This window comes from Treponema sp., assembly GCF_051883275.1.
In the GTDB taxonomy this organism is placed as follows: domain Bacteria; phylum Spirochaetota; class Spirochaetia; order Treponematales; family Treponemataceae; genus Treponema_D.
Map to the genome: position 1 here is coordinate 1 of NZ_JBJETK010000052.1, position 12,634 is coordinate 12,634.

Sequence of the window (12,634 nt, forward strand, 5' to 3'; positions counted from 1 at the left end):
ATATATGGCAGGCATTTGGGAAAAAGAACTTCCAAAAATCAAAAAAGAATTCTAAGAGGCCTCGCACTTCAAATGCGAATCATTCGCCGTGGCTGGCTGAAGAATTTTTTTCTGCGCACTGCGCAATTTCCCGATATACAGTATCAAACGGAAGTCCGTGTTCCTCGCAGACTGTCCGGACACTTTCGTATTCCGGGTAAAATTTCTGCGCTCCATACAGGCTGACTGTTTTTACTTTTGCTTCTCCCCACTTTGTTTTTACTGTCTGAATTTGACGGGGAAGAATTGTTCGCTCTGTTTTGCTTTTTCTGATTCCGATTGTAGTTGTGTTCAAAAAAATGAACCTTTCAATTTCAGTGATTTTTTCTTCTGTGCACAAAACTGTCAGAAGATATGCCGGACGATTTTTTTTCATAAAGCATGGAATGAAATTCACATCGAGCGCGCCTGCTTCAAAAAGTTTTTCCAGTGCAAAGCCTAATGCTTCGCCGCTTGAATCGTCAATGTTCGCCTCAAGTTTTATAATTGTGTCGTGCTGAATATTAAAATCACTTTCTTCTATTAAAAATGCACGAAGAATATTCGGGCGGCTGTATGCGCGCTTTCCGGCGCCAAGTCCTGTTCTGCGGATTAAAAAAGTTTTTGGCGCGCATCTGTCTGTCATGACGGCGGCGGCAAAAGCAGCTCCGGTCGGCGTTACAAATTCGCCTGTGTCCTCAGTCAGCAAAAGGGGAAGGGAATATTTGCGCGCAATGTTCGCAACAGCCGGAACAGGGATTGGAAGAATTCCGTGCTGGCATCTAACCGTTCCCCTGCCTTCGCATAAAAACGGAACATAAACTTTTTCTATGCCGTAAGTCTGCCGCAGGTTTTCAAAGCAGACCGCAAGTGCAATCACATCAGCGATTGAATCAAGCGCGCCCACTTCATGAAAATGAACTTCTTCAGCAGGAATTCCGTGCGCCTCGCTTTCCGCCTCTGCAATGATTTGAAAAATCTTAAGCGCAAGAGTCCGCGCCTTTTCTGTCATTTTTGCTGTGCTGATAATTTGTGAAATCTCTGTCATTGTGCGGTGCTCGTGGCAGTGCGTGTGTTCTTCCTGTTCCCGGGAATTTCCAAAAAGGTAGCTCATGTCGTGGTCGTGGTTTTCATGGGCGCTGTCTAAAATCACGTCAAAGCTTGCGCAGTCAATGCCGTTTTTCTGTGCCCGTGAAATCTTCGCAGCAAATCCTTCCGCCTGAATTGAATCAAGCGCGCGCATCAGTGTTTCTTTATCTGCGCCCATGTCAATCATTGCGGCAACCGCCATGTCGCCTGAAATTCCTGCGTTACATTCAAAATATAAACTGTTCATCTTTTTCCCTCCGCAAGCTGATTTATCTGGCAGGCAATGTAGCCCGCGCCGTATCCGTTGTCTATGTTCACTACGGAAATTCCGTTTGCGCATGAGTTGAGCATTGAAAGAAGAGCTGAAATTCCGCCGAAGCTTGCGCCGTAGCCCACAGAGGTCGGAACGCAGATAACGGGAACAGACACAAGTCCTCCAAGCACAGACGGGAGCGCGCCTTCCATTCCTGCAACGGCAATCACGGCATTTGCTTTTCGTATGCCTTCAATTTTTTCCAGGAGCCTGTGAAGTCCTGCGACACCCACATCAAAAAAACGCTCTACATTCGCGCCGAAATATTCCGCCGTTCTGGCAGCTTCTTCTGCCACAGGAATGTCCGCTGTTCCTGCTGAGCACACTGCAATCAGCCCGGTGCGTTTTGTTTTACAGCCCGCATTTTCCGCTGAGTCCGCAGTGAGAATCCGCGAAACAGAATCGTATTCCACAGATGCAGAATGAAAGGCTTCCTTTATTTTCTGAGCCTGAAGCGGACTTGCCCGTGTTCCAAGCACAGTGCCGTTTTTTTTCAGGAGCGTGCGGAAAATTTCTATAAGATGGGAATCCGCCTTTCCTTCGCAGAATACAACTTCCGCAAAGCCGGTTCTTTCTTTTCGCTCCATGTCAAGTTTTGTAAATCCCAGGTCTATTGTCTTTTCCATAAAAAACTCCGCTTAAATATTCATCGAGCCGCTTTTAAATCCGGACAAGTCAAGCGCGGTGTAGTCAAAGCCAAGGGATTTAAAATGCTCGCTTACGATTTTATGCATGCCGAAAAGTTTTTCCATTTCGCAGGGAAGCACTTCAATTCTGGCAAGATTCTGATGGACTCGCACACGGAGCTGACTGAATCCAAGACTGCGCAGGAATGATTCGGCTTTTTCAACGCGCAATAATTTTTCTTTTGTGAGCTGCTCGCCGTATACAAAGCGGCTTGCAAGACAGGCAGATGAAGGCTTGTTCCAAAATGAAAGTCCGGCCTGTTTTGCTGCGGCGCGGATTCTTTCTTTTGTGAATCCGAATTCCAAAAGCGGACTTGTAATTCCGAGTTCACGGAGAGCCGCAAGTCCCGGACGGAAATCGCCCAGGTCATCGCTGTTGGTTCCTTCAAGAATATGCTCGATTCCGTTTTGCTTTGAAGTTTTTTTTATCTGCTCAAAAATTATTTTCTTGCAAAGATAGCAGCGGTTCCTTGGATTTTCTGCAACACCTTCAGCTGAAAGCGGCTCCATGTTCAAAACGATATGGGGAATTTTTTGTTCGCGGCAAAATGACACTGCGCTTTTTAATTCACATTCAGGAACAAAGCAGGAAGCTGCTGTTATGGCGGTACAGTTTTTGCCAAGAACATCGTACGCGGTTTTTAAAAGAAATGTCGAGTCCACGCCGCCTGAAAATGCAACCGCCGCTTTTTTTAGGGAAGAAATATATTCCTTCAGCTTTTGAATGTCAAACTCATCTGCGCAAGAATTCTGTTTGCGCCGCGCGCACTGATTCATAAAAGCCTCCGTTGTAAATTTGCGGTAAATGAAACCTGCGAACTTTAATTGGCACTGAATAAGGCAAATGCATTTATCCAGCGCATTTTTTTAGCTGCCCAAAAAATGAAATTTTCCGGGCGGCTCTAAAAACGATTCGGCTTTTATTCTACACTTCGTTGCAAAATTTTTATAGTAGGGGAGTGCGGACTTTTTTATCGCAGATTTTGCACTTACGCTTTTTTTGACATCTGCCTTATATGCAATAAGTGAACTCACCAAGTTTTTATTAGCACTCAAAAAAGAAAAATTCCTGCGCCAGAAGTGTCTGCATTGACGTATACTTTCAACTTTTTTTCCTTTTCTTTTCCTTCTTTAGAAGATATTTTTCTTTTTCCAGGATTTTTTTCTGCATCCTCTTCTGAGATTTTCTATTTTCGGCATATTCTTTTTGCGCCGCAGAAAAAGCTTTTAATGATTTTGGAACGCCCTTTGACCCGTTGCTTTTTTTTGCAAGTTTTTTAAATCGGATTTTACGGTTTTCATTTACCGGAAACAATTTTATTTCTGCAAACTCGCCGAGCATCCAGTTTAATAATCTGGGATTTGAAGGTTCTTCGCCAAAAACATATCGTCCCGAAAAATTCTGTCCGTCCACATTCTTTTCAATTATGGCACACCAAAACTGGCCGTCAAAATAAATTGTTGTAATTGTATAATTTTTTTCAGTGATTTTCATACATCTTCCTGATTCAGGAAAGCGGCACAAAAAACAAATGCCGTAAAATTCCTGTAGCTGTAAAAAGCCGGAATGAGAAATAGTTTTGTAAACTGAAGTTATGTGCGTAATGACAAGGTTCAGTTAAAAAGCAAGAGGTAGATTTTTAACAAAAAACCGCCTCTCTCGAAAGATGTATTAAAGTTTTTACAATAGAAACATATCACAAATGAACGAACGTAGCAATGATGTATAAATTATGAAAAACCGGGCTTTTTCTGCTTCAACTCTTCATTCGCCTGCGGACAATGTCTTTGCCATCATTCATTACCTAATGTCAAAAAACTTCACTTTTTTAGCAGGCCATTATTCACCCAGTACCCTACCGCCGCAAACAGCACGAAAATCGAAACGTAATCAAGGACAAAAAGAGCAAATCCCCTCTGCATATCAAAAAAGAAAAATTCCTGCGCCAGAAACATATACTTCCACAAGCCGAGCCGGACGAACGCAAAAAGTCCGTAGAGCGAAAGCGCACCCACAGCGCAATTTACAATCACACGAACCGCCCGCGATTTTTCCTTAAGCTTTAATCCGCTGAAAACTGCGCCGGCGTGAAGTGAAAAATGAAGCGCAATCAGAATGTAGTACCAGTGACTTGCGGCAAGATGAGCAAGGCGCGCAAAACCCATTCCGTGTTCAATTCCCAGAAAAACGAAAATGTGATTTGAAAGCATAACGCCGCTTACGGCAAGAAGAACGCACGAAGCAAGAAGGGCGGTATTGATGACAGTCATCACAATGCGGAACGGCGTATATTTTCCCTTAAAAAGCGACTTGTAAAAATTGCGGTTTAAAACGATGTGCGACGCCCACAGAAAAATCAGTGCAACCCCGAGAATTTCGTGAACGACATCACTCGGAAAAAGAAACAGTCCGCCCATCAAAAGCACGGAAAGAATTGTCATCGCCAAATCAAGCGCGCGGCGGATAATTATTTTTTTGTTCATAATTTATTTTACCAGAAATGATATTTTGTAACAAACCGTTACTTATCTCTAATATACCTATCCAACTGTAACTAATCAATACTAAAACACAAGTTTAGCAACATTTTGCTACTTATTGAACAGATTAGGAAGAAAATCAGAAGCAGCTTAAAATGTTTTACAGCAAGTAAGCTAAAGAAAAAAAAACTTACCAAGCACGAAATCAGCGAAGCTGAATGATGAACAAACTTTGAACCAATGCGAAATGAAAAGTTTCCTTTCATTTCAAATTTTTTTGATTTTATCAAGCATTCTGTTTACGCCTAAACGGATTTCTTCAACAATCTCGGCTGTCATTTGAGTGCGAAGTTTTTCGTTTTCGGGAGTTTCTTCTATTATAATGGGTGTTTTGTCCTGCGGAATGAAAAGCTGGTAGACTTCAACTTCCAGGGCTTCGGCAATTTTTACGAGTGTGTCAGTTCTCGGAAAGCGGCGGCGACCTTCAATGTCATTAATATTTTGAGATGAAACACCAATTCTTTCTGCCAATGTTTCCTGTGTATATTTGCCATTTCTGAATTTCTTTATATTTTCTGAAAAAATCTTTTTTAATTCCTCTTCTGTCATACTTGCATTTTGCAAGTGAAAACTAATATTTAACACTAGCGATAACTTTTATAATGTAATATACTATCAAACTGCAAGTAACAAATAAAATTCCGCATTTTGTAAGTATATGGAACACTCAGAACAAGAACATCTGACAAAAATACAAACATTCCCTTTCTCAGAAAAAATTCTTTCTGCTCTTCTTGCAGACAGGACAACCGGAAAAAACATTCTCTGGGCAACAGATGACTATGCTCCAATCAATGCAAAATCGCAGATTCAATTCTCTCAAATAACAGGCACAAATTCTGACCGAATAAAACCGCGCATCCAGAAACAAAAAGAAGAACAGCAGAGCCGAACGCGAAACAAGGCGGAAGTTTTTACTCCAAGCTGGATTTGCAACGCTCAGAACAATCTGATTGATGAAGCCTGGTTCGGGAGAAAAAACATTTTTAATACTGAACACGAAAAACAATGGAAAACTTCGCCTGGAAAAATTCCTTTTTCAAAAGACATGGATAGCGGACACACCTGGCAGGATTATGTAAAACTTTCGCGTCTTGAAGTTGCCTGTGGAGAAGCTCCATATCTTGTAAGCCGTTACGACAGCGTTACAGGGCGAAGCATAAAACTTTCCGAGAGAATCGGACTTTTGGACAGAAAAATGCGTGTTGTCTTAGAAAACGTAACAAACGAAGCAGAATACTTATTGTGGACAACCATTGCATTTCAAAATATCTACGGCTTTGAACTTCAGGGAGACAATCTTCTTTTAGCACGGGTAAATCTCCTTCTTTCATTCAACGAATACACAAAGCATTTTTTTAAACGCCTTCCAACGGAAGAAGAGCAGTTCAAAATTGCAGAAATAATCAGTTGGAATCTTTGGCAGATGGACGGACTCACTTTTTCAACGCCTTTTTCATCTGGAGATGACGGTGAGCAGGGATTCCTCTTTGAAGAAATGAATACAGTTGAAAATTTCCCATGCAAAATAATGGACTGGAAAGAAAACAAAATTCTTCTATATAAATCACTCTTGAAAAAGCGGAGAACATAATGGCAGACTCAGCAGAGAAAACATTTAAAAATACATTTTCTTATAAACTGATTTATGTTTTTTCAATTAAAGATAATGCGCACGCAGGAAGTGTAAAAGTCGGCGACACAAAACTTGATACAGATTTAACGCAAGACCGCCTTCCATCTAATTGCCGAGAACTGAACCAGGCCGCTCTTGAAAGAATCAGCTCTTACACAAAAACGGCGGCAGTAAGCGTCACTCTCCTTCACACTGAACTTGCAATCCGAACAATTCAGAAAAAAGACGGCAGCTGGAATACGGAAAGTTTCCGCGATTACGACGTGCATCGGGTTCTTATAAATTCTGGTATAAAAAAGAAAACTTTCAATGGTGAAAAACTCGGAAATGAATGGTTCTGCTGCGATGATATTACGGCAATAAAAGCAATCACTGCGGTAAAACACAGAGAAGCTGCAATCGATACTCTTATTCCGATGGATAAATTTATTCCAATCAGTTTTCGCCCGGAGCAAAAAGAAGCCATTGAAAAAACTGTCAGACAGTTCAAAAAATCTCCACGCATGCTGTGGAATGCAAAAATGCGATTTGGAAAAACACTTTCGGCTCTGGAAGTTGTCCGCCGAATGAATTTTAAACGAACTGTTTTAATTACTCACCGACCTGTTGTTGATGACGGCTGGCATGAAGACTTTGGAAAGATTTTTACAAAAGAAGACAAATACCGCTACGGTTCTAAAAAATCTGGAATCGAAATCGGCGACCTTGAAAAGACTTTCAAAAACGAAAAAAAACATTACATCTATTTTGCATCGATTCAGGATTTGCGGGGTTCAAGAATTGTCGGAGGAAAGTTCGACAAAAACGATGATGTTTTTAACATCGACTGGGACTGCGTAATCATTGACGAAGCTCATGAAGGAACGACAACTGAACTTGGCGACAAAGTAAAAAGCATTTTGTTCAAGCCGCAAAAAGGAACAAAACTTCTGGAACTTTCAGGAACGCCTTTCAACATTCTTTCCAGTTACGAAGATGATGATGACAGCGTTTTTACCTGGGATTATGTTATGGAACAGAAGGCAAAACAGGAATGGGAAGAAACGCATTTTGGTGATTCAAACCCGTATTCCGATTTGCCGGAAATGCGGATGTACACTTATGATTTAGGAAAACTTATAAAAGGAGATTTTGTTGATGCTGGTGATAAAGCATTCAATTTTGCAGAGTTTTTCCGCACCGACAGCACAGGTTCATTCGTTCACGAAAAAAATGTAAATGACTTTTTAAATCTTCTTACAAAACAGAACACAGAAAGTCTTTATCCATTCAGCTGCAAAGAATACATCAATCTTTTTCATCACACATTATGGATGGTACCGGGCGTAAAAGAAGCCTTGGCATTGCAGCATTTGCTTGAAAAACATCCTGTGTTTTGTAATTTTGAGGTTGTGAATGTTGCAGGTGACGGAGACCCCGATGACCCGACAGGCGAAGCTCTTGACACTGTACGAAAGGCAATTAAAAACTCAGGTGACGACGGCTACACCATCACATTATCCTGCGGAAAACTTACGACAGGCGTTAGCGTGAAGCAGTGGACTGCTGTCTTTATGCTTTACGGAACATATTCAACAAAAGCTGCCGGCTATTTGCAGACGATTTTCCGAGTACAGACTCCGTGCAGCGATTACGGCAAAGGCAAAACATGTGCTTATGTTTTTGATTTTGCACCTGACAGAACGCTCAAGATGGTTGCAGATGCAGTAACGCTTAATTCAAAAGCCGGGAAAACAAAAGCTGATGATAAAAATCGTCTTGGTGAATTTCTAAATTTCTGTCCTGTAATTGGAATTGAAGGCAGTACAATGAAACCTTACAAAGTATCAAGCCTTCTTCAGCAGTTAAAGTCCGCCTATGCAGAGCGTGCCGTTACAAAAGGATTTGACGATGCAGCCCTTTACAATGACGAACTTTTAAAGCTTTCAAAAGTTGAATTGGAAAAGTTCAGTGCATTGCAGACGATAATCGGGCAGACAAAAGCAAACAAAGCCGGTGACAAAATTGACGTAAACAAGCAGGGACTTACAGAAGAAGAATATGTGCATAGTTCATCGCAGCCAGAGAAACGGATAAAAAATGAACTTACGTCAGAAGAGCAGGCATTAAAAGAAAAAGTTCAGGAAGCAAAAAAGCAAAGACAAACTGCCATAAGCATTCTGCGGGGAATTTCAATCCGCATGCCTCTTTTGATTTACGGCGCAAGAGGAAAAAACGGAGATGAAATTCCGATTACAGAAGATATCACTCTTAAAAAATTTGTTGAACTTGTAGACGACACTTCCTGGCAAGAGTTTATGCCCCGGGGCGTTACAAAAGAAAACTTTGCCGGCTTTGAAAAATACTACGACGAAGATGTTTTTATTGCAGCCGGAAAAAGAATCCGCAATATTGTTTTGGCGGCGGACAAACTTAATGTTACAGAGCGAACCAAAAAGATTTCAGAATTATTTTCGTACTTTAAGAATCCCGACAAGGAAACTGTTTTAACCCCGTGGCGCGTAGTGAACATGCACATGGGAGACTGCCTTGGAGGATATTCTTTCTTCAACAAAAATTACGAAAACCCCTTGGGAGAAAACGAGCCGCCTCATTTTATCGATGTAAAAGACATAACGGAAAAAACACTGGGCAACAGCGAAGCAAAAATTCTTGAAATCAACTCCAAGACAGGACTTTATCCGCTTTACTGCGCTTACTCGATATTCCGGGCAAAGAAAGCAAGTCATTCTGAGCAAAGCGAAGAATCTCTCTGGCAGGAAACAATCCGAAATAACATCTATGTAATCTGCAAAACTCCGATGGCAAAGGCAATTACACAAAGAACACTCTGCGGCTTTACAGACACAAAAATCAACGCCCACGCTTTTGACCATCTTGTAAACGATTTAAAAAACAAAAGCGACACTTTCATAAAAGACATAACATCAGAAAGCTTCTGGAAAAAAGGAAATGGAAAAATGGAATTTAACGCAATCGTGGGCAATCCACCGTATCAGGAAAATATAAGCAACAACGAAGGAAACGATTCTCTTTCAAGACAAGTCTTTCCCGATTTTATAAAGAATACAATTTTGACAGGTTCTGAATTTGTTTCTCTTATTACACCTTCGCGCTGGTTTACAGCGGATGCACAGGATAATTCATTTCCTAAACTCAGAGAATTTGTGCAAAATCATAAACACTTCAAAATGATAACTCATTTTGCAAACAATAAAGATGTATTTAACAATGTGCTTATAGCAGGAGGTGTTAATTATTTCTTGTATGTCAAAAACTTTTCTGGTAATGTTTTATTTATTGAAAAATCAAATAAAGAAACAATTTTGGCAGAACGTCCTTTATTCGAAGATGGATTAGACATTATACTTTCGATGAAGATTATGGTTGACATAATTCACAAAATCAAAGACAGAAATGATTTTTCGTCTTTTACAACAATTACAAAAGGGCGTAATGCATTTGGTGTGATTGGAAAAGATATAAAAAAAATTACAAAAGCAGAACCTTTTGAAAATTCTGTGCAAATACAGTGTGCGTATGAAGAAATTCGTTATATCGAACGCGAGAAAATTACAAAGAATATTGAACTGGTAGACAGATACAAAGTTTTCACATCAAAAGGTAATGGTGGAGCTGGTACTTTAGGTGATGAAAAAAAAGTTGCAATCCTAGGAAAACCATTTTTTGGTGATAGGAATACAGCTTGTACAGATTCATTAATTCCAATAGGCGATTTTAATACAAAAATTGAAGCTCTAAATCTTCAGAAATATATGAATACAAAATTCTTACGTTTTATTGTTGGAATTTTAAAAACATCTCAGAATGTATATCAAAATGTATATCAATTTGTCCCGATGCAAGACTTTACAAACAAATCTGATATTGACTGGTCAAAATCTCTTGCAGATATTGATAAACAACTGTTTGATAAATACGGCTTATCACTTGAGGAACGAAAATACATTAATGATAAAATTGAAGTAAAACTGTAAAAACCGAAACGGCATCAGCCGTTTCCAATCCGTGACAATTTTTTTCTCAAGACGAAATCGATTTTATTGAAAAGATGATTCGCCCGATGGAGTAAGTGCATTGATGTCAGTAACTTCCTTGCAGAATACTACACGGAGCGGAGTATTAAGCCGATAAACTAGTGTATTTTTTTCTAAAAGTGAAGTATAATTTTAAAAGGAATTCGTTTGAAGGAGGTTTTGTATGATTGCGGTAAAAGGATATTACGACGGAAAAAATTATATAACGGAAGGCAATATAACTGTTAAACCGAATCAGAGAGTTATAATTACATTTCTCGATGAATTTGAACCACAGAAACAAACTTCTTGCAGAGGAATTGCCGCACAATATGCAAATCCAAAACTCATTCCACAGGAAGATGCTGTTGCTTCTAATGCTTTTTCAGGAGAAACGGAATGACGCTGGATACAAATGCAATTCTCCGTTATCTGCTGAATGACATACCTGAACAGGCGGAAAAAACTGCACAAATTATAAAAAGCGGTGCAAAATCTTACCCCGAAATAATTGCAGAAGTTGTATATGTCCTTGTAAAGCTATACTCCGTTCCGCGAGAAAAAATAGACGATATTGTTTCACCTATTACAAACGAAATTGAATTTGATAATGCCGATGTGGTAAGAAATGCACTCAGTAATTATTCTCAGACAAAATTTGACTTTGTTGATTGTCTATTGATTGCAAGAAAACAAATTTTGGGTGAAACCATCTTTACATTTGATAAAAAACTTGCAAACCGATTGAAATAATGATTCGCCCGATGGAGTAAGTGCATCAATGTTAATAACTTCCTTGCAGAACACGACGCTAAGCGGAGTATTAAGCCGATGGAGTAAAAATTCCTATAAAGAATTATCTATATCTCTTTACATTGTTACAAAGTGTCTCCGCTGAGTGTTACAAACTATCTCCCGAGCATGGAGATAGATAAATTAAAAAATCATCTTTTTACATTTTACAAAATGTGAATAAAACTTGACTTTTAAAAATAAAAATGTTATATTGTAAACGAGAGATTTAAATGACAGGAGTATAAGATAAAACTGCTGAATTGCGCGGTTTTATCTTACCTAAAGTTTGCGTTGCAAACTTTTATTATCAACTGCTGTTCCCGCTGGAAGCTTGCGCTGCGAGTTCATTGCATTGCGGAACAGCGTAAAAAGTCAATCGATTGTTGAAACAATCCTCTTGGCTTTTATGGGAGCAAAGGCATGAATGCTTTAACAGAGTACGGAAAGATTTTAAGGCATTACCGCATTGACAATCAAATCTTGCTTGCAAAAATGGCAGCAGATCTAGGCTTGTCACCGGCATATCTTTCGTCAATCGAAACAGGCACAAGAAGTATCCCTGTTGATTTGACAGAAAAATTATGTCAGAAATACGGTTTTGACGAAGAAATGAGAACTGCACTTATGAAAGCAGAAGCGGAAAAGAACAAAGCTCTTACTGTAAATTTGGAAGGAGTAAGTGCGGAAGCTATTGATGCAACGGTAATGTTTGCGCGTTCGCTAAAAAACTTTTCTGTGAAAGAATTAAGGGAGATATGCGAAAAGATGAACGAACACAACTAATGAGGTAATGCAATGACTTTAGATGATGACTACAATTTAATTGTTGTAAAACCAAAGAGCCGGAAAGATATTGAAAGGGCTGCAATGAAAGCACGAAAATTTCTCAAGATCGCAGAAAATGTTTTGTATATTGACATTCTTTCAATTTTGGAGTTTCAGCTTCAATCATTCTTCGATGATGATGTAACATTTTTAGTTCCAGATGAATGGTACAGAGAAGAGGAAGCTTATTATGATACTCAAAAGAATATCATTTTTATTCGCTCTGATGTTTACGATAAGGCGGTAAAAGGCGATGGAAGGGCAAGATTTACAATAATGCATGAAATTGCCCATTATATTCTGTTCAAAGAATGGGGGCTTCCATATAAAATTCCACTAAAGAATATTGTAGTTATGACAGATGCAACATTAAAGTCAATGGATCCTGAGTGGCAGGCAAATACTTTTACTGGAGCTTTTATGTGCAGCAAGGAATACGTGAAAAAACTGAAAATTGAAGAAATCGAAATTTCATGTGGTTTAAGCAGAAAAGCTGCGGAAGTCTGTTACTGTTGTTCGAGAGGAATTCCTTACTGTGAATCCGAAATGGATATGGAGGAATTTTCTAATTGGTCATACATTTTTGCAATGCAAAATGATTATTTTAATGAGGAGGCATTAAGCTGATGAAAACAGACATAAAAAGTCTTTCTGCTTTATCCGGTGCGGAAAGACAAAAAAAGCTGTAAGTTTA

12 protein-coding genes are annotated in these 12,634 nt (G+C 39.4%); 6 read left to right on the top strand and 6 right to left on the bottom strand.

What is annotated here, in order from left to right; translation table 11 throughout:
- Window positions 1-79: 79 nt before the first annotated feature.
- The 6 genes from larC to ACI4L0_RS08570 form a co-directional block, all read right to left on the bottom strand.
- Window positions 80-1,354, bottom strand: a complete 1,275-nt coding sequence (larC, locus tag ACI4L0_RS08545) for a nickel pincer cofactor biosynthesis protein LarC (RefSeq protein ID WP_439799748.1) — start codon at window positions 1,352-1,354, stop codon at window positions 80-82.
- On the bottom strand, window positions 1,351-2,046 hold the full coding sequence (larB, locus tag ACI4L0_RS08550) for a nickel pincer cofactor biosynthesis protein LarB (RefSeq protein WP_439799749.1): 696 nt from the start codon (window positions 2,044-2,046) through the stop codon (window positions 1,351-1,353). Before larB ends, larC begins: the two co-directional genes overlap by 4 nt.
- A 12-nt stretch (window positions 2,047-2,058) precedes the next feature.
- Window positions 2,059-2,883: an ATP-dependent sacrificial sulfur transferase LarE gene (gene larE / locus ACI4L0_RS08555; protein ID WP_439799750.1), complete on the bottom strand. Its 825-nt coding sequence runs from the start codon at window positions 2,881-2,883 to the stop codon at window positions 2,059-2,061.
- Window positions 2,884-3,208: 325 nt separating this feature from the next.
- The gene (locus ACI4L0_RS08560) at window positions 3,209-3,601 is read right to left on the bottom strand and encodes a DUF2992 family protein (protein WP_439799751.1); all 393 of its coding nucleotides are present in this window, start codon (window positions 3,599-3,601) and stop codon (window positions 3,209-3,211) included.
- Between the two features lie 326 nt (window positions 3,602-3,927).
- Entirely contained in the window at window positions 3,928-4,590 is a 663-nt protein-coding gene (locus ACI4L0_RS08565) for a DUF4405 domain-containing protein (RefSeq protein WP_439799752.1), read from the bottom strand.
- 264 nt (window positions 4,591-4,854) lie between these two features.
- Window positions 4,855-5,196: a helix-turn-helix domain-containing protein gene (locus ACI4L0_RS08570; protein ID WP_439799753.1), complete on the bottom strand. Its 342-nt coding sequence runs from the start codon at window positions 5,194-5,196 to the stop codon at window positions 4,855-4,857.
- 109 nt (window positions 5,197-5,305) lie between these two features.
- On the opposite strand from ACI4L0_RS08570, the gene ACI4L0_RS08575 reads away from it, so the two are divergent.
- The 6 genes from ACI4L0_RS08575 (at window position 5,306) to ACI4L0_RS08600 (ending at window position 12,567) form a co-directional block, all read left to right on the top strand.
- On the top strand, window positions 5,306-6,241 hold the full coding sequence (locus ACI4L0_RS08575; RefSeq protein ID WP_439799754.1) for a restriction endonuclease subunit M: 936 nt from the start codon (window positions 5,306-5,308) through the stop codon (window positions 6,239-6,241).
- Complete coding sequence (locus ACI4L0_RS08580) at window positions 6,241-10,281, top strand: Eco57I restriction-modification methylase domain-containing protein (protein WP_439799755.1); 4,041 nt, start codon at window positions 6,241-6,243, stop codon at window positions 10,279-10,281. Before ACI4L0_RS08575 ends, ACI4L0_RS08580 begins: the two co-directional genes overlap by 1 nt.
- A gap of 223 nt (window positions 10,282-10,504) precedes the next feature.
- The gene (locus tag ACI4L0_RS08585; RefSeq protein WP_439799756.1) at window positions 10,505-10,723 is read left to right on the top strand and encodes a hypothetical protein; all 219 of its coding nucleotides are present in this window, start codon (window positions 10,505-10,507) and stop codon (window positions 10,721-10,723) included.
- Window positions 10,720-11,073, top strand: coding sequence for a PIN domain-containing protein (locus tag ACI4L0_RS08590; RefSeq protein ID WP_439799757.1), 354 nt, complete (start codon window positions 10,720-10,722; stop codon window positions 11,071-11,073). The genes ACI4L0_RS08585 and ACI4L0_RS08590 overlap by 4 nt, the downstream gene beginning before the upstream one ends.
- 462 nt (window positions 11,074-11,535) lie before the next feature.
- A complete protein-coding gene (locus tag ACI4L0_RS08595; protein WP_288715797.1) occupies window positions 11,536-11,898 on the top strand; it encodes a helix-turn-helix domain-containing protein in 363 nt (120 codons plus the stop codon).
- A 12-nt stretch (window positions 11,899-11,910) separates the two neighbouring features.
- Complete coding sequence (locus ACI4L0_RS08600) at window positions 11,911-12,567, top strand: hypothetical protein (protein ID WP_439799758.1); 657 nt, start codon at window positions 11,911-11,913, stop codon at window positions 12,565-12,567.
- Window positions 12,568-12,634: the final 67 nt, after the last annotated feature.